The sequence below is a fragment of the Ciceribacter sichuanensis genome (assembly GCF_024055605.1).
Classification (GTDB): domain Bacteria; phylum Pseudomonadota; class Alphaproteobacteria; order Rhizobiales; family Rhizobiaceae; genus Allorhizobium; species Allorhizobium sichuanense.
Genome location: NZ_JAMXLX010000006.1, coordinates 324,168 through 343,494, shown reverse-complemented (window position 1 = coordinate 343,494; position 19,327 = coordinate 324,168). Strand labels below are relative to the sequence as shown.

Annotated in this window: 21 protein-coding genes; 10 read left to right on the top strand and 11 right to left on the bottom strand. The window is 61.6% G+C overall.

All coding sequences use genetic code 11. From position 1 onward, the window contains the following. Positions 1–110: 110 nt before the first annotated feature. The 4 genes from NBH21_RS18965 to NBH21_RS18950 all read right to left on the bottom strand — a co-directional run bounded on the left by NBH21_RS18965 (position 111) and on the right by NBH21_RS18950 (position 3,163). Positions 111–872, bottom strand: coding sequence for an amino acid ABC transporter ATP-binding protein (locus NBH21_RS18965; protein WP_280924881.1), 762 nt, complete (start codon positions 870–872; stop codon positions 111–113). Positions 873–884: 12 nt separating this feature from the next. Continuing rightward, on the bottom strand, positions 885–1,739 hold the full coding sequence (locus tag NBH21_RS18960; RefSeq protein WP_250912936.1) for a transporter substrate-binding domain-containing protein: 855 nt from the start codon (positions 1,737–1,739) through the stop codon (positions 885–887). 94 nt (positions 1,740–1,833) lie between these two features. Continuing rightward, positions 1,834–2,484, bottom strand: coding sequence for an amino acid ABC transporter permease (locus NBH21_RS18955; RefSeq protein WP_250912937.1), 651 nt, complete (start codon positions 2,482–2,484; stop codon positions 1,834–1,836). A gap of 10 nt (positions 2,485–2,494) precedes the next feature. Continuing rightward, positions 2,495–3,163 (bottom strand): amino acid ABC transporter permease, encoded by a 669-nt coding sequence (locus tag NBH21_RS18950; RefSeq protein ID WP_250912938.1) that lies wholly within the window; start codon positions 3,161–3,163, stop codon positions 2,495–2,497. Positions 3,164–3,775: 612 nt separating this feature from the next. On the opposite strand from NBH21_RS18950, the gene NBH21_RS18945 reads away from it, so the two are divergent. From NBH21_RS18945 to NBH21_RS18930, 4 genes are read left to right on the top strand one after another with little or no spacing between them, the layout of a single operon-like run. Beyond that, positions 3,776–4,108, top strand: a complete 333-nt coding sequence (locus tag NBH21_RS18945; protein ID WP_250912939.1) for a hypothetical protein — start codon at positions 3,776–3,778, stop codon at positions 4,106–4,108. After that, positions 4,101–5,159 carry a CobW family GTP-binding protein gene (locus NBH21_RS18940; protein WP_250912940.1) on the top strand — a complete coding sequence of 353 codons (1,059 nt, stop codon included), beginning with the start codon at positions 4,101–4,103 and terminating at the stop codon, positions 5,157–5,159. The genes NBH21_RS18945 and NBH21_RS18940 overlap by 8 nt, the downstream gene beginning before the upstream one ends. A 9-nt stretch (positions 5,160–5,168) precedes the next feature. Beyond that, positions 5,169–5,390, top strand: coding sequence for a hypothetical protein (locus NBH21_RS18935; RefSeq protein WP_250912970.1), 222 nt, complete (start codon positions 5,169–5,171; stop codon positions 5,388–5,390). Between the two features lie 14 nt (positions 5,391–5,404). Continuing rightward, positions 5,405–6,769, top strand: a complete 1,365-nt coding sequence (locus NBH21_RS18930; RefSeq protein ID WP_425340445.1) for an amidase — start codon at positions 5,405–5,407, stop codon at positions 6,767–6,769. Positions 6,770–6,973: 204 nt separating this feature from the next. Here the strand turns inward: NBH21_RS18930 and NBH21_RS18925 are convergent, their stop codons facing one another. Beyond that, complete coding sequence (locus NBH21_RS18925) at positions 6,974–7,861, bottom strand: COG3904 family protein (protein WP_250912941.1); 888 nt, start codon at positions 7,859–7,861, stop codon at positions 6,974–6,976. A gap of 321 nt (positions 7,862–8,182) precedes the next feature. On the opposite strand from NBH21_RS18925, the gene NBH21_RS18920 reads away from it, so the two are divergent. From NBH21_RS18920 to NBH21_RS18910, 3 genes are all read left to right on the top strand, one after another. Beyond that, positions 8,183–8,443: a YjhX family toxin gene (locus NBH21_RS18920; RefSeq protein WP_250912942.1), complete on the top strand. Its 261-nt coding sequence runs from the start codon at positions 8,183–8,185 to the stop codon at positions 8,441–8,443. A 4-nt stretch (positions 8,444–8,447) separates the two neighbouring features. Further along, positions 8,448–8,948: a GNAT family N-acetyltransferase gene (locus NBH21_RS18915; protein WP_250912943.1), complete on the top strand. Its 501-nt coding sequence runs from the start codon at positions 8,448–8,450 to the stop codon at positions 8,946–8,948. Between the two features lie 283 nt (positions 8,949–9,231). After that, entirely contained in the window at positions 9,232–9,642 is a 411-nt protein-coding gene (locus tag NBH21_RS18910) for an ester cyclase (protein ID WP_250912944.1), read from the top strand. Between the two features lie 105 nt (positions 9,643–9,747). Here the strand turns inward: NBH21_RS18910 and NBH21_RS18905 are convergent, their stop codons facing one another. Then, complete coding sequence (locus NBH21_RS18905; protein WP_250912945.1) at positions 9,748–10,191, bottom strand: MarR family transcriptional regulator; 444 nt, start codon at positions 10,189–10,191, stop codon at positions 9,748–9,750. A 158-nt stretch (positions 10,192–10,349) separates the two neighbouring features. Continuing rightward, a complete protein-coding gene (locus NBH21_RS18900; RefSeq protein WP_250912946.1) occupies positions 10,350–11,093 on the bottom strand; it encodes an SDR family NAD(P)-dependent oxidoreductase in 744 nt (247 codons plus the stop codon). 110 nt (positions 11,094–11,203) lie between these two features. On the opposite strand from NBH21_RS18900, the gene NBH21_RS18895 reads away from it, so the two are divergent. Beyond that, positions 11,204–11,740 carry a TetR/AcrR family transcriptional regulator gene (locus tag NBH21_RS18895; RefSeq protein WP_252759582.1) on the top strand — a complete coding sequence of 179 codons (537 nt, stop codon included), beginning with the start codon at positions 11,204–11,206 and terminating at the stop codon, positions 11,738–11,740. A 42-nt stretch (positions 11,741–11,782) separates the two neighbouring features. Here NBH21_RS18895 and repC read toward each other — a convergent pair whose 3' ends face one another. The 3 genes from repC to repA form a co-directional block, all read right to left on the bottom strand. Beyond that, positions 11,783–12,997: a plasmid replication protein RepC gene (gene repC / locus NBH21_RS18890; RefSeq protein ID WP_250912948.1), complete on the bottom strand. Its 1,215-nt coding sequence runs from the start codon at positions 12,995–12,997 to the stop codon at positions 11,783–11,785. Between the two features lie 260 nt (positions 12,998–13,257). Continuing rightward, positions 13,258–14,418, bottom strand: a complete 1,161-nt coding sequence (repB, locus tag NBH21_RS18885; RefSeq protein WP_250912949.1) for a plasmid partitioning protein RepB — start codon at positions 14,416–14,418, stop codon at positions 13,258–13,260. A 2-nt stretch (positions 14,419–14,420) separates the two neighbouring features. Beyond that, complete coding sequence (repA, locus tag NBH21_RS18880) at positions 14,421–15,671, bottom strand: plasmid partitioning protein RepA (RefSeq protein WP_250912950.1); 1,251 nt, start codon at positions 15,669–15,671, stop codon at positions 14,421–14,423. 453 nt (positions 15,672–16,124) lie between these two features. On the opposite strand from repA, the gene NBH21_RS18875 reads away from it, so the two are divergent. Further along, complete coding sequence (locus NBH21_RS18875) at positions 16,125–16,412, top strand: WGR domain-containing protein (RefSeq protein WP_250912951.1); 288 nt, start codon at positions 16,125–16,127, stop codon at positions 16,410–16,412. A 243-nt stretch (positions 16,413–16,655) separates the two neighbouring features. On the opposite strand, the gene NBH21_RS18870 is transcribed toward NBH21_RS18875, so the two are convergent. After that, a complete protein-coding gene (locus NBH21_RS18870) occupies positions 16,656–17,546 on the bottom strand; it encodes a LysR family transcriptional regulator (RefSeq protein WP_250912952.1) in 891 nt (296 codons plus the stop codon). A 233-nt stretch (positions 17,547–17,779) separates the two neighbouring features. Between NBH21_RS18870 and NBH21_RS18865 the strand changes: the two genes are divergently transcribed. Then, positions 17,780–19,306: an MFS transporter gene (locus tag NBH21_RS18865; RefSeq protein ID WP_250912953.1), complete on the top strand. Its 1,527-nt coding sequence runs from the start codon at positions 17,780–17,782 to the stop codon at positions 19,304–19,306. The last annotated feature ends 21 nt before the right edge of the window (positions 19,307–19,327 follow it).

Below are 19,327 nucleotides of genomic sequence, written 5' to 3'. Positions count from 1 at the left end.
TCCCGGCCTTAGAGCGCAGCTCGATCCGACTGAATCAGATCGGCGCTCTAAGCTCTTTAATTTGAAGCATAATTCTATCGATCCTCGTTTCACTCCGGTCGGATTATGCTCTAATGATGGGCGAGGATTTCGCCGAGGAAGGTGCGCGTGCGCTGGTGCTTCGGATCGCGGAAGAATTCCTCCGGCGGTCCTTCCTCGATGATTTCGCCAGACGCCATGAACACCACGCGATCCGCCACCTGCCGGGCAAAGCCCATTTCGTGGGTCACGCAGATCATCGTCATGCCGTCACGGGCAAGGCCGATCATCGTGTCAAGCACTTCCTTGACCATTTCCGGATCGAGCGCCGAGGTGGGCTCGTCGAACAGCATCGCCTTCGGCTCCATGCAGAGCGCCCGCGCAATCGCCGCGCGCTGCTGCTGGCCGCCGGAAAGCTGGGCCGGGTACTTGTCGGCCTGATCGAGAATGCGCACCCGCTCCAGATATTTGCGGGCGACGGTCTCGGCGGCGGCCTTGTCCAGACCCTTCACCCGCATCGGCGCAAGGGTGCAGTTTTCGAGGATCGTCTTGTGCGGAAAGAGGTTGAAGCTCTGGAACACCATGCCCACCTCGCGGCGCACCGCGTCGATGGCGCGGCTAGAATCGGTGAGCTTCGTGCCCTCGACGACGATCTGTCCCTCCTGGATTTCCTCCAGATGGTTGATGCAGCGGATCAGGGTCGATTTGCCCGAACCCGACGGGCCGCAGAGGACGATCTTCTCGCCCCTGCGAACCGTGAGATTGACGTTCTTCAGCGCGTGATAGGCTCCATACCACTTTCCCACCCCTTCGAGGGCGATCAGCGGAACCTGTTGGGTGGCGGATTGCGGCATGGAAACCTCCGTTTACTTCACGGTGAAGGGGATGTCGGGCAGGGAGTCCGGGAAGGCCGGGACTTCGCGCTTCATCCACTTGTCGTAGATCTTGGCAAGCGTGCCATCCGCCTTGATCTTGTCGATGAAGGTGTTGATGGCCTCGTTCCAGTCCTTCTCGCCGGGACGCGTGCCCGCACCGTTGTAGAGAGTGACGAGATCGAACTTCGGCTCGTACTTGTCGGCGGCGGCGGCGTTCAGGCGGTCGCCGTAGAACTGGTTGCCGCCCACGGCCTCGACCTGGCCGGAAAGCAGGGCCTGAATGTTGGCCGCATCGTCGTCGAAGCGCAGGATGTTGGCCTTGTCGCCGGCGCCGGCGGTAATCGCAGTGTCCATGGCGCTCGACTTCGGCACGCCAACGGCGACGCCCGCGAGATCGTCATAACCGGCGATCTTCTTGTCCTTCGGGCCGTAGACCGAGAGCACGTTGCCTGCATAGGGCTTGGAATACTGGATGGTCTTGGCGCGTTCGGCGGTCATGCCCATGGTGGCGAAGAGCACGTCGACCTTGCCGGTGACGAGCGCCGGGATACGGTTGGCGACGGCGAGCGGCACGAATTCCGCCTGAACGCCCAGCGATTCCGCAAACGCCTTGCCGATATCGGCATCGAGGCCGTCCTGCACGCCGCTCGAATTGACGAAGCCCCAGGGCGAGTTGTCGCCCTGAATGCCGATCACCACCTTGCCCTTGGCCTTGGCTTCCTCGACCGTGCCGGCATGAGCAACGGCGGGAAACGAAAGCGGCAGGGCTGCCGCCGCCATCAGGGCGAGCACGGTGCGGCGCGCGATTTTCATACCTGTCTTGTTCGGGCCTATTGTGGATTTCATCTTTTGCTCCTCCTTACAAAGCTGATGAAAAATGCATTTCCGGGCAAAGGTGTAAGCGGTTCTCCGTTTGGAAATGCGGTAAAACGGAGAGGTATCAACGGGTTGCGGTCTGCATCCGCTTTTCCACGCCGGCGCCCCAGAGCGAAAGCGGCCAGCAGATCAGGAAGTAGATGAGGCCGACCAGCGCAAAGACGGTGAGCGGGCGGAACGTCTGGTTCGAGACGATCTGGCCGGCGCGCGACAGCTCGACGAAGCCGACGATGGCCGCAAGCGAGGTGCCTTTGATGAGCTGCACCAGAAAGCCGATGGTCGCGGGAAGCGCGATCTTGAAGGCCTGCGGCAGCACCACGTCCTTCATCCGCGAGATGTAGTGCAGGCTGAGCGCATTGGCGGCTTCCGTCTGGCCCTTCGGCACGGCCTGGATGCCTCCGCGCCAGATCTCGCCCAAAAAGGCGCTGGCATGCAGTGTAAAGGCGATGGCGACCGCGATCCATGCGTCGACATTCAACCCGAGAAGCGCCACACCGTAATAGACCACGAAAAGCTGCATCAGGAGCGGCGTGCCCTGGAACACGGCAATGTAGCCAGCCGTGGCACGCTGGACCAGCGCGCTCTCCGAGACACGGGCAAGCGCGACGCAGAGACCGAACACGCCGCCGCCGATGAAGCCGATCACGGTCAGCGCCAGGGTCCATTTCAGCCCCTGCATAAGGAAGAACAATTCATTGGGACCGATGGATGCCATGATCGTCGCCTCACTTGACCGGATAGCTGAAGGAAATGCGGGAGATGAGAGCGAAGACGCCCATCATCAGCGCGGAAATGGCGAGGTACATCAATGTGATGGAGAAATAGACCTCGAAGGAGCGGAACGTATCCGCCTCGATTTTCTGGGCAACCGAAGTCAGCTCGTAGGCCGCGATCGACGTGCAGACCGAGGTCGTCAGCGTCAGCATGATGAACTGGCTGGTGAGCGACGGATAGACCGCCCGCAGAGCCGGCTTCAGGATGATGTAGCGGAAGATCTGGGCGCGGTGCAGGCCGAGCGCCAGCCCCGCTTCCACCTGTCCCTTGGGAACGGAATCGACCCCGCCGCGAATGATCTCGATGGCATAGGCTCCGCCGTTCAGCGCCAGCGCGATGATGGCCGTCACAGTCGGGCTGAGCCTCACGCCGATCTGCGGCAGCGCAAAGAAGATGAAGAAGATCTGCACGAGGAAAGGCGTGTTGCGGATGACCTCGACGAAGCCGATCACCAGCCCGCGCAAAAGCTTGAACCGCGAGCGGCGGGCGACGACGCCGAGAACGCCGATCACCGTTGCCAGCGACATGCCGGCAATCGCCAGACCTATGGTCGCAAGGCTGGCCAGAAGCAGTTCCGGCAGGCGATCCAGGACCACCGAGAAATCGAGGCTGTACGACATTGTTCCTCCGGACCCGTCACACGGGCCTGAACGGGCCTTCGCCCATTCCCTCCGTTCCGCGACCACTGAGAACCCGCGGAACACTCCCATTCCATTCGTCCCGGCGATAGCCCGAAGCGCGGTCTCCTCCAACGCTCCGATCCCCGGCACAGGATTGTTTGTACCAGTTAGTTCATTCTTGTGTCAAGGCGTTCCGAAACGTCGGAAAATGACGCTTGCTGGCGACATCGCCATACCGGGAAATACGCTGTACAATCGTATTTTTCTGTTTATTTTCAATATACAAGCTCTCCCCCTTCGACCGTCCGACGCAAGCAGAAGAACCAACCAGCTCATTTTTTCCGCTCGCCCGAAATGATAAAAGTCATCCCGACCGACCTTGTTCGAGCTTCCGCCCTAGTCGATATCACCGACCAAACTGCTATGCCATTGAGGGGATCGGAACAGCTTTTCTTCATGCACGATCAAGCATCCGGGCGTGAAATTCGTTACCATGAACGAAATCGCCGACGACTTTGCCGGGCACCTTCCGCGCAAAAAACAAGTTCGGTAGGAAAGATGCAGCCGCGCCGGCCTTCGACAGACCGACGCATCCAACCCGGAGGTAGCAGGATGTGCTCGCTTTGTGGTGTCCTTGGCGGCGCGGAACACTGGTCTGATGCGGCGGCAAGGCCCGGCGTCTTCACCCGCAATGTCGAGCGGATCGATCGCCGGCGGGAACGGGCAAACCGTGTGGCTGCCGCAAACCGCATCCTTGCAGCCTATGGGCTTACGCTTTCCGACTGGCAGGGCTCGTCCTTCTTGCTCGCCAGCAAGACCGGCAAGCACGAGGTGGTCGAGGATCTCGGCCATCTCTGGCCCGCCGCCGAACGCATGATCGGCCGGCCCTGCGATCCGCTCGATCCGGGCCTCGTCGCCCGGTTGGAGACTGAGCGAAGTGTCTGAGATTCCACAGTTTACAGCTGTCAACTTGCTGACCGGCTTCCTCGGCTCGGGCAAGACCACGCTGCTTCGCCGGATGCTCGCCGATCCAGCCCTTGCCGATACCGCCGTTCTCATCAACGAGTTCGGTGAGGCCGGTCTCGACCATCATCTGGTCGAGCGGATCGACGATAACATGGTGCTGCTGCAATCCGGCTGCATCTGTTGCACCGTTCGTGGCGAACTGGTCGATGCCCTGCTGGATCTGCATTCGCGCCGCGAACGCGGCCTGATCCCCGCCTTCTCGCGGGTGATGATCGAAAGCACGGGCTTGGCCGATCCTTTCCCCACGCTTTCCACAATCAAGGCCGATCCGGTCCTGCGCCACCATTTCCGCCCCGGAAACGTCATCACGACAGTCGATGCGGTGAACGGCGAAGGCAATCTCGACGTCTACGTGGAATCCAACCGTCAGGCCGCCATCGCCGATTGGCTGGTGCTGACGAAGACCGATCTCGCCGACGCTGCGACCACCGAAGCGCTGGAAAAACGCCTGCGGCAACTCAATCCCGATGCGACCGTGATCGATGTCCATGACGAGGCTCTCTCTGTCGCCGCCCTCGTCGCCTCCTCCGAGGCCACCCGTGGCAGCGGCCTGCAATCGGCCAGCGGCTTCTACTGCGAGGACAGCCGCGAACTGGTGACGGCGAGCGGCGAGGCCCACAGCGCCGCCTTCCGCTCCTTCGTCATCACCGTCGACCACGCCATCGACTGGACCGCCTTCGGCATCTGGCTCACCATGCTGCTCAACCGTCATGGCGACCGCGTGCTTCGGGTGAAGGGCATCCTCAACATCGCCGGGGAGGACAGGCCCGTCGCCATCCACGGCGTCCAGCATCTGGTGCACACCCCGGTTCACATGGGCGGCTGGCCTTCCGAGGATCGCCGTTCCCATATCGTCTTTATTGTTGACGGCCTCGACGCGACGTTGTTGAAACGGTCCTTCGAAGCGTTTGCGGTCGCCTCCTCCGAACCCGCCCATGGCCCGACGCCGTTAATGAGCCAGAACCGGTAGTCCGCGCGCATGAGCAAATCCAGATCTGCGATGTCCCAACTCGCCACGCCCGCGCTGGCAACGGCCGGCCTGCCGAAGCTTCGGGTGCTCGGCACGGCGACCTCGCTGCTGGAGGGGCTGCGCAGCGGCGGTTCCTACTGGCAAAGAGCCAATTCCATCGCGGTGTGGAACACCACGATCGACGAGCATAACTATCTCGTCCGGCGCTGGATGCAGTTCGTCGGCCGATAAACTTGAAAAAGGGCATGGATATGGGTCACCTCGGCAAATCGGTCGCGCAGCTTTCCGCACTCCTCCAGACGGGCGCGCTCGATCCGCGCAAGCTTGCCGAGGAGACGCTGGATGCGATCCGCACCCATCCGGACCAGTCGATCTTCACCGTACTGACGCCGGAAAGAGCGCTCGCCGAAGCCGACCAATCGGCAAAGCGGCTCGCCGAGGGCCGTTCGCTCGGCATTCTCGACGGCATCCCGATCGCCTGGAAGGACCTTTTCGACATAGAAGGTCTCACCACCACGGCCGGATCGACGGTGCTGGCGAAGAACCCGCCGGCAACCAGGGATGCCGCCATCGTCACCACGCTGAAACGGGCCGGCATGATTGCCGTCGGCCGCACCAACATGAGCGAATTCGCCTTTTCGGGCATCGGCATCAACCCGCATTACGGCACGCCGAAGAACCCCGCCTCCACCGACGTTCCCCGCATTCCCGGCGGCTCGTCCTCGGGTGCCGGCGTTTCCGTCGCGGCAGGCCTCGTGCCAGTCGCCATGGGCACGGATACGGGCGGCTCGATCCGCATCCCCGCCGCCTTCAACGGCATTGTCGGCTACAAGGGAACCCGCGGGCGCTACGCAATGGACGGCGTCTTTCCGCTGGCAACCAGCCTCGATGCACTGGGGCCCCTCTGCCGCACCGTGCAGGACGCGGTCTGGATCGATGCCGCCATGCGCGGGCGGACATCCTCCGAGGTCGTCAGAGGAACGCTCGAGGGACAGTCGCTCGTGGTGCCGGAAACCGTCTTCTTCGACGGCATCGAGGACGGCGTCGCCATAGCCTTCGAAGTCACGCTCGAAAGGCTTTCCAGGGCCGGCGCGCGCATCCGCCGGCAGGCCTTCCCGATCTTTGCGCAACTGTTCGAAATGATCGCCGAAAGGGGCGCGCTCGTCACCGCGGAAGCCTATGCGCTGCATCGCGAGCGGCTGCATGGCGACGACGCCCGCGGCATGGACCAGCGCGTCGTCTCGCGCTCACTGACCGGCCAGAAGATCACCGCGCCCGACTACATCCATATCCTTCAGGTCCGCCAGCGCATGATCACCGAAATGGCCCGCTCCATCACGCCGGGAGAGATCCTCCTCTCCCCGACGCTCCCTCACGTCGCGCCGACCATAGAAAGCCTTCTCACCGACGATGCGGCCTTCTTCGCGGCCAATGGCAAGACGCTGCGCAACACCCAGATCGGCAATTTCCTCGACTGGTGCGGCGTTTCCATCCCCTGCGGCACCGGCGACGCCGGCATGCCCGTCGGCTGCCTGCTCTCTGGCCTGCCTGATACCGACGAACACCTCCTGTCGGTCGCACTTGCAGCGGAGGAAACAGTGCGCGGCTGATCTCTCGTTCGCCGCAGATGCCCTGCACTTTCAGCTCGCACCACGTCTGCGAGTGCAGACTGGCCTCCCCTCACCTTGGGCATTGACTGTCAGCTTTCTTGGCAACCCCGCAGATTGTTGACATCCATCACAACATGACAGTCGATTTCAATCCGAGGGCGGTTGCCTGACGGTCCGGTCTTCGGCCAGACCAGTCGGAAAGTTTCACTCGGCCGCCGCGGCAGGCTGCTGCGGCGCAGTCGGGGTGAAAACATAGCCGGGCTCGTCGGAATAGGAACTGAATTTGGTGACCACGCCGGCCTTCAGGATTTCCCGTCTCCCGGGCTGGTACATGCCGTCCGGATCGGCCATTCCGATCATCACGAACATATCCTCCGCATTGAGGCCCATCTCCTTGAAGTAAACGGAAAGCTTGCGTTTCAAGGCCGGATCGAACTTCGTCGAGATGGCATCCAGGTTTCTGCGCGCCGCCGTCCCGTACTCCCTGCTTTTCTTGCCGTTTGTTACCTGATGGAGACCTATGGCCCCGTTTTCTGCAGCGCGGACCGTGCCTCCCGCGAGAACAAATGGACAGGCCGAGTAACAGTAAGCACTCGCGGACGTGACCTCGCCTTCCGACCAGCCATTCCTGACCATCTTTTCCACGCAACGGACATCAAGCATTGGGCAGTCTTTCAACTGCGTCCTGCCGACCGCTGTGTCGAGACCGGCCGCCCGGATCATGCGTCCCATTGCGAGCGCTGCGTCCACATCACCGCCGACTGACTGAAGCACGATCGGCAATTTTCGGCCCTTGAGGCTCTTCAGCATGGCCTTCAAACGTTTCGGTGTACCCGGCGTTATGGCGCCCTGGGCCGATATCCATTGAATGCAGCTGACGTTGCAGTCCCCGCTACGAACCAGGATGAAATCCATCGGCCGTTCCTCAGGTGCAATAGGCTCCTTCTGGGCTGCATCCGCCGATATGAAAATGCCCAGAGATAGGAAGAAGGCGGCGGTCATCAAGTAGAGTTTTGACAGAAAACGAAATCGGATCGACATGAAATCCCCCGGAAGCAATACACCAATTGCTACATTCCCGTTTCCAGCCATGCAACCAATCGAAGATGATGGACACGCGAAAATTGGGAGACATCAAACCCGTAAACTCCGGGCCTTCCCTGCGGCCGAAGCCGGAAAGCGATCGGTACGGAAGCCCCCTCGCCCGCGGCAACTTATCGCTATTGTTTCGGCAAGGCGCAGCCGATATATTCGGAGCACACGCAATGCAGTGTTTCGTTGCGTGATCTTTGGAGACTGGATGTCTGAGCTTGTGTGACAAGGCTCTCTGATCGTCAGAGAGCCGCGTGATTTCGAAATCGCCGGGTGGCCACGCCACCGGGTCATTTTTCACGTCTGTCATACGAGACTTCCATGAATATCTCACGCAATGAACAACGTGCCTTGCACGTGCTGGCGCTCGGCGGGCGCATCCTCCACGAACGGGAAGACGGCAAAAAGATCACGACCGTCACCTGCTTCACGCGCGACGGCCTGATCCTCGCAGACTTCGATATGAACGTTTTCAACCGCTTGCGGCGCAAGCGGCTGATCGAATCCCGCTCGGGAAGTCCATACCGGATATCGCAACGCGGCCGCCTCGCCGTCCGCTCGCAACTCGACAACCAAGGGTAACACCATGCTGATCCGCAATGAAACCGCCGGAGATATCCCGGCCATCAGCCGGCTTGTCACGGAGGCCATGCTGCTGCTTCCCCAAGCTACGGGCACGGAAGCGCGTATCGTCGAGCGTCTCAGGGCAGACGGTGCGCTTTCGCTTTCCCTCGTCGCCGAGGAAAAGGGCCAGGTCATCGGCCATCTGGCGGCATCAGCCGCCCGCATCGGCAGTCAGGATGGCTGGGCCCTGATCGGCCCGCTCGCCGTTCTGCCGGCATGGCACCGACAGGGCATCGGCTCCGCGCTGATGGCGGAAGCGCTGCGCAGGCTACGGACGACGAACCGGGGCGCGGCGCTGGTGGGTGATCCGGCCTATTACGGCCGGTTCGGCTTCCGTTCCTTCCCCGGATTGTTCGTTCCCGGTTGCCCGCCCGACGTGGTGCAGGCCCTGCCCTTCGATGACAGTACGCCACACGGCGAACTCATCCATCATCCGGCCTTCGGTCTGGACCCGCAGGCATGACAATGGACCGGGCTGCATCCCCACGTGGAGCAGCTCGGCCGCGCCCTCTGGAGCCAGATCGAGGCCGGCATGGTTCAGGCAAGAGGCGAAATGCCCCCAGGCGGCAGAAGGCCGAAATCGGCACAACCGGAACGCAGATCATGGCTCATATGCCCCCGAGAGGTCATCGCGATTGGAGGCACCCGATACCTTCTCCTCCGACGCTTGCAATCAGATGATGGGAGCGCTAGAAAATATACAGTTACACTGTATATTTTGCCATCAATCATGAAAGGGATCGGGTATGACGATTGATAACAAGGAAGTCGTTCGCCGCTTCAACATCGAAGTCATTCAGAATGGGAATGAAGCCGAATTCAACGCGTTGATGGCACCGGACTTCATCAATCACGCCGCACCGCAGGGAATGCCCAACGGCCCTGAAAGCATGTGGAACACCTTCCAGAACATTCTCCGGCCCGCCCTGTCGGACTTGAGGGTGACAATCCACGACCAGATCGCCGAAGATGACAAGGTCACGACCCGCAAGACGATCAGCGGCATTCACTCAGGTACACTGGCGGGAATTCCTGCGACAGGACGTGACGTTGCCATCGCCGTTATAGACATCGTGCGTGTCCGGGACGGCAAATATGCCGAACATTGGAGCCTGAACACCCTGTCGAATGTCCTCGCGGCACTATCGAAGGCGTGATCTTCGGCCTAGAGCAATTCCAGCAAAAGTGGGAACCGGTTTTGTTGGAATTGGGGGAAACAAAGAGATGGAGCATTTCCGGCGATGCCGTGTTCACCGGAAGCTCTAGCAAAGCCGTTCGATAACATGAATTGCGGCTTCAAGCGTCCGTTTATCCTTCTCGGACAGACGTTCCTCTATCAGGGCGGCAATCCTCGATGTCCGGGCTTCGCGCGAGCGAGACAATACCTCTCGCCCCTTGTCACTGATCGATAGAAGCTGGCTGCGCCCATCCGCTGGATTGGGCAATCGAAAAAGCAGGCCGTCGGTCTCAAGCTGGGCGGTCACCAGTCGCATGCTCTGATGCCGGACATTGCGGCAGCTTGCCAGTTCAGCCACACTCAGCGGCCCTCTTTTTTCAAGAAGCACCAAGGTTTCAGACTGAGATGTCGTTGGCGTGTCCGTCTGGTTCCTCACGCCGCGTACGAACCGGCTGAGCGTATCGCGAAGACCTTCCGCGAGTGCCAGCGCAGCGGCATCTTTTTCCAAGATGGCTTCATCGTCAGCCATTTGCTTTCTCTGCCCTTATGAAATGCGGTGCACCTTTCCATTATCCCACATGCAACGGAAGTGAAACAGCATCGGCTGTCATGACCGCTCCAGCCTGGAAGCGGTCATCGACCTGTCGCAAGAATTCCGTCGCGAAACGGATGCGCCGCGTTGCGTTTTCAAACCGCCACGAAGCCGCCGTCGACCAACAACTCCTCGCCGCCGACGAAACTGCTTTCATCCGACGCCAGGAACAGCACCGTCTTGGCGATCTCTTCGGTCCGGGCGAGCCTGCCGAATGGAATAGCCTGATGCATCCATTCCTCGGCTCCGGCATTGTTGCGCAGATAGGTCTCCATTGCCGGCGTCAGGACCATGCCGGGTGAAACGACGTTCACACGAATGCCCCGGCTTTTCAGATCGGTTGTCCATGTGCGGGCCAGAGAGCGGATCGCTGCCTTTGTGGCGCTGTAGATCGACAGGTTGGCAAAACCCTTGCTACCTGCCCCCGATCCAGCCAGCACGATGGCGCCGCCGGCGGACATAAGGGACAAAGCCTTCTGCACGGTGAAGACCGTGCCCTTCACGTTGATGCCGAAGACCCGGTCGAAATGGTCTTCCTCAATGCCGCCAATGGGGGCGGACTCGGATATCCCGGCATTCGCGAAGACCACGTCCACGCGGCCGTGATCGCGGTTTATCCGCACATAGAGCCTGTCGAGATCCTCAAGATTGCTGACATCGCCCTGAATACCGACAGCACCGTTGCCGATTTCCGTGAGCGCCTCGTCCAGGCGCTCCTGCCGCCGGGCCATGATATAAACATGGGCGCCCTCCGCTGCGAACGACCGGGCTGTCGTCAGCCCAATGCCATCCGTTCCACCCGTAATCACCACGACCTTGTCATCAAATCGCTTCGTCATGTCGTATCCTCGCTCTGTCGATAAGTGGAGCATTGCTCCACTTACTATATGGAGATACCCTCCACTTACAAGTCACTACAAGGCAGAATTTTTTGACGGACAAAACCCCATTGCGAGCCGATGCGCGGCTAAACAAGGAGCGAATCCTTGCGGCAGCCGAGGACGTCTTTCTGGAGCGAGGCGCTGGTGTCTCATTGGATGACGTCGCAAAGCGCGCCGGAGTGGGGATCGGCACGCTTTATCGCCGCTTCCCGACGCGCGAAGACCTTTTGGCCGCGACATACAGTGCCCGCTTCCTGTCTCTCGCGGAAACTAGCCACGCGAGAGAAGCCGATCTCAGCCCCTTGGATGCCTTGCGCACCTATCTCGAAGAGCTCGTCCAATATTCGAATCTTTACCGGGGTTTCGCCGCATCGCTCGGAACTGTTTTGCAGATTGGAACCCCCGGATGTCTCGCAACCACCCAGGAAGGTATCCGCCTCCTGGATCGTGCGCAGAAAGCCGGGGCTGTCCGGCCCGATATCAGCTTCAACGACCTGGTCTGCGTCGCGACCGCAATCTCGCTCGCGACCGAACAGGAAAGCGCACCGCAAGCGCACATCGCTCATCTGGTCGGCGTGTTCATGAATGGAATCGGTTTTCGCTGAGGCAACCAGTCATGACAGCAACCGGCACCATTGCTACCTCCCTCATTCCTTCATCTTTTCGAGCGCCTGAAGCATCGGATAGACGCTGAAGGCGGATTTCTCGGCCTTTGCGGTGAGATCGCGCAGATAACCGCCGGGCGAGCGGATCGTATCGACCCGCTCGAGAATGAAGGCGATCACCACCGAGGCCGCCTGCTCGCCCATCGCCGCCCTCGCCTTGCGCCAGGCATCGGGCGAAACACCCAGCATGGAGCGCACGAGATCGGCGGTCTTGATGAGATCGGACCAGTTGCGGATCCCGTCGCGGGCATAATCGAGAATTCCGGGGCACAATCGCTTCAATCTGTCGAGGCTTACCGCCATCTTGCGCTCGGGGGCCGCCTTTTCGGCGTTTGCGGGCTTCGCTGTATTATGTTCCCAGCCGTTTAATTCAGAAGTAGTTTCGGTATTTGAATTCTGATAATGGCGCTCACTTTGAGTGTCATTGGCGCTCATTTCTTCTTCGGAAAGACTTGAAAGGTAAGAGTTTTCCACTTCCGCACGAAGGCGGGAGAGTTCAGTTCGCCGGGCTTCCAGCGCGTCGATACCAGCATTGCGTGCCAGGCCACCTGAAATCATCGAGAGACGCTCGGCCATGTCGAGCCAGTCCCCTGCCCTGCCCTCTTCCAGGGCGCATTCGACGATGCGTGCGATATCCCGCTGGTGAAGCGTCACTTCGCTGCGCAGGGCCCTGATTGCCCGCTCTTCGCGACGTGCAGCTTCGGCGGCGGCATGGATTTCGCCGGCGCGGAGCGCAAGCGGTGCGAGATCGAAACCGAAGGCATCCTCGACCACGCCGCGATCATCCCGCAGGCAGTAACGCTTGCCATTGGCGCTATCGCGGCGAATGACGAGACCGGCATCCACCAGTGCAGCCAGATGTCTGCGGATCGTTGCCGGCGCCATACCGCGGGCGCGCATCGAAAGCTCGCGATTGGAGGGGAAGACGATGATCGGCGCACTGCCGTCGAGTTCCCGATCGGTATTGAAGGAAACAAGCGCTTCCAGCACGCAGATCGTGCGGTCGCCGAGGCCGAGCGCGCGGCGTGCTTCCGTCACCGCGCGCAGCAATTGCCATTTGTCGGCGCGGCCGCTGTCATTGCCGCCCTCGCCTGCTTTAAGCTTTTCCTGCCGCTCGGCAGTCCTGGCCTGAGCGGCAAAAATGCGCGCACTCACCCTGCCGCCGCCGAAAGGCGTCGTCACTATCCGTTCCATCATCGTCAGGTCCCTTGTCTGGAGACAAGCCGAACCCGTCGACGTCGCCATTCAGGCGGACGCAGTTCCACGTTTCGCGCAACGTAATGTTCGCGACTCTTGACTTTGACCTGCGGAAGTGATTCTCTCGAATTGCTACATAGAAGAGGGCTTCCGGAATGGTGACGTTTTGGGGGCCTTTTTTCTTGTCTCTTCGCTTCCTTTCCTGGTGTTTCAACCATCGCCAGCGGGGCTAACCGCCAGCCGAATCACGTGTTTCCGGCTTACGCCTCGCCTTTGCCAGCGGCTTCAGCCGCGACAAAAGCCGCATAATCCTCATTCAGCCGCGCGCTCATCCGCTCGATGAAAGCGGGCGCGACATCGGCCGCAAACTCGATCTTGACCGCCCTGCCCCGCCGGTCGACGCGGGCAAAGACGCGGCCATCGGGTGCTTTCAGTTCCAGCGGCGCGTCCTTCGCGCTTTTCCGCAGCCGGACGGGCAAGGCCCGGTCGAACAGCATCTGAAAACGCGTGTCGCTGTCGGCGGCGCGGAAACGTTCCGAAGTCGCCTCGTCGTCCGCCTTTTCGATCTCGGCGCCATTGCCGTTCAGGAAGATCTCGCCAAGCGCCATCCAGCGTTCGCGTCCTGCCTTCGGGGCCGGACCGATGGCGCGGATGAACCGCACGGGAACGGCATCGGCCACCTGCAACAGCCGCGAAAGCTCGCTTTTCTGCACCGCCAGTGCTTCGCAGATCAGCTTGCGGTCGAAGCCCCGGTCCTCAAGCGAGCGGGCAAAGACCGCGCGTTCGATGAAGCTCAGATTGCGCCGTTCGGCATTTTCCTTGCCCTGCGCCAGAACCAGTTCGTCATCGCTCAGCGAACGGACGATGGCGCGGATCGGAAGCCCGAGCCGGCGTGCGGCCTTCAGGCGCCGGTGACCATAGGCCACCTGATAACGGTCGGGCGTTTCGCCATGCGGGCGAACCAGGATCGGAACCTGTTGGCCGGCCTCGCGCATGCTTTCCACCAATTGCAGGAAATCCGGATCGTCCCGGTCTTCCTCGCTCAGGCGGTCGCTGACGAAGGACGCATCGACCTTGGCCGGATCGAGCGCAAGAATGCGTTCGCCGTTTTCCAATGCCTCGCGAAGCGCGCGCGCCTCTTCCATCTCGCGGCTGATCGACGACAGCGTCAGACCCATGGTACGCACGGCACCGGACGACGTGCGACCGGGAAGGCTTCCGGGCTGGGTAGTTGAATGTCCGGCCGGAGCAGGTGCTGTGGGAGAATGGGTCTCCTGCGACGGCTGGCTCGCGGCAGCGTTCACCGAAGCATCGCCGGGAACGGATTTCGTCTCGGGCGCCCGATGCTCGGTCTCGGCCGTTGGCAGCATATCGCCGCCGAACAGGGCCTTCAGAGAGTTCTTGCGATCCCGTCCCGCCATGTTCATCGCCTCCATGCCGTATGTACCAACTGCTCGATTTCACTGTTCACCGCATCGAGCGATTCCATCGCCCGGTCATAGGTTCCGCGCGAGAAGTTCTCGCGCCCGACCTCGTAGAGCGTCTGCTTGGTCAGGCCCGCATCAGAAACCGCGGTCGATTTCAGCATCGATGCCGTCAGCACGCGATTGCCGAAAAGGGAACGCAGGAAGCCGACGATCTGCGCCTGCGGCGCATCATGCGGTTCGAAACGGGTGACGAGGTAACGCAGGAAGTCGAAGTTCAGCTGCCCCCCCGCCTCGCGCACGACGCCGAGCAGGTCGGCGGTCATGAACAGGAACTGGCTCATCGAGGCGACGTCGAGCATCTGCGGATGCACTGTGACGATGACGGAGGTCGAGGCGCAGAGCGCCGAAAGCGTGAGATAGCCAAGCTGCGGCGGGCAGTCGATGATGACGACGTCGTAATTGTCGGCCACCTCGTCGAGGGCGGCCTGGACGCGGGTGAAGAACAGCGAGGTCGCATCGCCCGGACGGCGGGCGGAAAGTACCCGTGGCGTGGCGTGCTCGAATTCCTGCAGCTCGAGATTGCCCGGCACCAGATCGAGATTGTGGAAATAGGTCTTGCGGATGATGTCCTTCAGCGAGCGCCGCTCGTCGTCATAGCGGATCGCGCCGTAGATCGTATCGTTGCCGACAAGATCCAGTTCCGGCTGATAGCCGAACAGCGCCGAAAGCGAAGCCTGCGGATCGAGATCGATGGCCAGCACCCGGTGGCCGGTCATCGCCAGATGCTGGGCGAGATGCACCGACGATGTGGTCTTGCCGGAGCCGCCCTTGAAGTTGGTGACCGAGATCACCTGCAGGTGTTCGCCGCGTTCCGGGTCACGCCATTTGACATAGGAGCGCGCCTTGGCCTTGTTGCCCTTGGCCAGCGCCTGCTCCGCCAGATAGTGACGCAGCGCATCGATATCGGCGAGCGAATAGGAACGCCGTCCGCCGGCGCTGACCTCCGGCTGAGGCCCCTCCCCCGCCAGCGAAAGCTGGCGCAGATAACCATCGGATACCCCGACGAGCCTTGCTGCCTCTCCCGAGGAGAAGCTGCGCAGCGTCTTCTGCGATGTCGGCGCGAACAGCCGGTCGCGCATTGCCTGCAGCTGAAGCGAAAGCGCCTGCGCATCCTCGGCGATCGTCTCGTCGGCCGGACGCAGGCTGGACACCTTTTCTCCAATAGCGGGGTCTGACGGCATGGCCATCGGATCTCTCCATCTGTTATCCTGCTTGCGAAGCGCATCCGGAGGCGCTGGCGCTTGCAGGGTTCAATTCCATATTCTGCGCGATTCTCGCTTTCACGCATATACGCGGGGCAGAAAACCTACAGAGACTTTTTAAATTTACGGAAAATCTTCTCATCTCCGCCCTTTTCCGTAAAAAGCGTGGAGCATGCTCCGAGTCGCGTCAAGTCCTTTTTGGTTAACAAAATCTTACCTTTCCACGCCGTTTCTCATGCCCGCGATCATAGACCGGGGCATACGGGCGGGGATGAATTTCGTGGTCCGGGCTTGATTCAAAAGGATTATTTTCTCCGCCCTTCCCCGCTCCGCTCCGTTGACAGCAGTCAACGGCGGCGAGAGCCGCAAAGAGTCGCCTTTTGCCCGTAAGCCATAATCAACATGAATCGATGACGGCCGACCGATTCAGGAAAGTCGTTGGACGCGGCAACCAGCGCATCCGACAATGACGGCATGAACGAAGCACCCCTCTTTCACCTCGAGCGCCGCGACCCCGCGCGCAACATGAAACGCTTCTACCGCCTGTCGGTCGAGCGCGACCTGTTCGGCGAAATCCTGCTGATCCGCGAATGGGGTCGGATCGGAAGGCAGGGCCGCCGCAGGACGGAACCTCATGCCGATCCGGACACCGCACAACGGGCGGCGGCAGCACTTGCCCGCTCCAAGCGTCGGCGCGGCTATGTGGAAATCGTTGGCGCGGCGTGAGGGCCCTCCCTTGTACCGCGACGAAATGTTTTCATGCCGGAGAGTTCGGGAAGCCAAGGAACGGCGAGACGCTGAGCTGAATTCTCGGGAGAAAAAAATCGCCCCCTCCCCTCTTCCGGTGCACCGGGCAAGAAATCCGGATGGGCAAGCTCCCTCGACAGGACGTTGTTGACAGCTGTCAACGTCGGGGACGCCTCCCCTTCCCGACTGACAGATATCGCTCCGTCCCGGCGACCGCCCCGGTCAGACCCCGGTGAACAATCTCTCGGCGACAAAGTCGATGAAGGCCCGGAGCCTGGGGGTCATGAACCGGGCGGATGGCCAGAGGATCGAGAAGTGGCCGGGGGCTGCGAGGTGTTCCTGCAGGACGGCTTCGAGCAAAAGGTCGCGGATCGCATCCGCCGCCAGGAACTCGGGCATGTAGGCAAGGCCGAGGCCGTCGATCGCGGCGGCCCGGATCGCTTCCATGTTGCCGCAGGTCAGCGCGACCCGCATCTTCGACAGGGGATTGTCGCCGTTCGCCAGCTTCCACTCCTGAAACTTGCCGGAGGTGGGAAAGCGAAAGCGTAGCGCCTCATGGTCCTGAAGCTGGTCCGGGTGCACAGGCGACCCCATACGCCTGAAGTAGTCGGGCGATCCGCACAGCACGAAACGGAAGGGTCCGAGGCGTCGTGACATCAGGCTGGAATCGTCGAGCCTGCCGCTGCGGATCGCGGCGTCGAACCCGCCCTCGATCAGGTCGACCTGCCTGTCGTTGAAGTCGAGTTCCAGATCGATCTCCGGATAGCGCCGGCGAAACTCCGGGATGATCGGCAGCAGGAAGCGATAGCCGATGGTCGGCAGCGTCACCCGCAGGCTGCCGCGCGGCTCGGCCATCTCTCCGTTCACCGCTTCATGGGCATCCTGCAGGTCCGTCAATATCGCCCTGTAACGCTCGAACAACATCTGCCCTTCATTGGTCAACGAGACCTGACGCGTGGTGCGGTTGAACAGTCGCACGCCGAGCGAGGCTTCCAGACGCGCAACGCTCTTGCCGATTGCGGAAGGCGACAGGCCGAGGCTCTGTCCGGCCTTGGCAAAGTTCAGCCGTTCGGCAACGCGCACGAAGGCAAAGATTTCGCTCAGCTTGTCCATATTTCTGAATTAGAGAATATCGATCCGCAATGAAAGGACCATGAGGCCGATTATCGACTTCGGCTGATATCACGAAGATGCGCCCGATACCCGGCTCCAGCGCATCGGCCCGAAAATCGGAACCGATTTTCGGAAAGCTCGATGCGTGGATTCAATAAACTGGAGCGCTGCGCGTCCATCCGGACGCACAGCGCTCCAGGGTCGGGGGAACCTGTCCCAGCATCGGAGTTCGCATGAACGATATCCCTCCCCGGCCGCCCGCCCACCGCAATTCGGTGCTGGCGGCTGTATGCCTCGCCGCCCTCACCCTTCCCTTGAGCTTCTCGGCCGGCGCGGTGGCCACGCCTTCAATCGGTCTGGATCTGGGCGGCTCGCCCGAGAGCCTCACCTGGATCACCAATGCCTTCATGCTGGCCTTCGGCAGTCTTCTGATGGCGGCCGGTGCGCTGGCCGACCGTTACGGCAGGCGGCGTGTGTTCCTGATCGGCCTTGCGCTGTTCGTCGGTTTTTCGCTGGCGCTCGGGCTGGCGCCGTCGATCTGGCTGATCGATATCCTGCGGGCAGGGCAGGGCGTGGGTGCTGCCGCCGCACTTGCCGGCGGCACGGCGGCGCTGGCGCAGGAATTCGACGGTCACGCAAGAACGCGAGCCTTCGGGCTGCTGGGAACGACCTTCGGCGTCGGCCTCGCTTCCGGTCCCCTCCTGACCGGAGCGCTGATCGAGATGGTGGGATGGCGGGCGATATTCGTCGTCGTCGGACTGTTCGGCCTTCTCGCCCTGATCCTCGGTCCGCCGCGCATGCGCGAGACGAAGGACCCCGATGCCGGCAAACTCGACTGTGCCGGCGCCTTGAGTTTCACCCTGACGCTCACCCTCTTCACCGTGGCGATGATCGAGTTGCCCTCCCTCGGAGCACTCGGCGCGACCGCTCTTGCCGCAGGGTTCGTCCTGTCGTTCGCAACCTTCATCCTCATTGAAATGCGCGCCGAACGACCGATGCTGGACCTCTCGCTCTTCCGGTATCCGCGCTTCGTCGGCGTGCAGTTGCTACCGGTCGCGACCTGCGCCTGCTTCGTGGTTCTGCTGGTGATTGTTCCCCTGCGGCTGATCGGCATCGAGCAGCAGGGCGCGGTGAAGGCGGGGCTGCTGATGCTCGGTCTCTCCGCTCCGATGCTCGTCGTGCCGATCGTCGCGACGATGCTGGCGCGGCATGTCTCGCCGGGCATCCTTTCCGGCATCGGTCTTCTCATCGCCGCCGCCGGCCTTGTCTGGCTTGCCACGATCAGGATGGAGGATGGCGCGATGATCGTTCTGCCCATGCTCGTCGTCGGCATCGGCGCAGGTCTGCCCTGGGGGCTGATGGATGGTCTTTCCGTCTCTGTCGTGTCGGTCGAACGCGCGGGAATGGCGACCGGAATTTTCAGCACGGTCCGCGTGGCGGGCGAGGGTGTCGCGCTCGCCATCGTCAGCGCCGCACTGGCCGGCCTGATCTCGACCTCGCTTGGCCACCTCGCGCCCCTCGCCCCGTCGGTTCTGCAGGAGGCCGGACAGCGCCTCGCCGTCGGCGATCTGACGGGCGCCGCGACATTGTCCACCAACCTGCAAGTTGGCCTTTTGCGCGAAGCCTACCAGACGGCATTCTCGACGCTCTGCTGGTGGCTCGCCGCCGTCACCGTTTTCTGCGCCGTCGCGATCTTCGTCCTCCTGCCCGGAAGGGTGATCGCCGATGTCGGCGAGGCTGAGCAGGGAGCATCGGTGTAGAGATAACCCGTGAGACGAAAA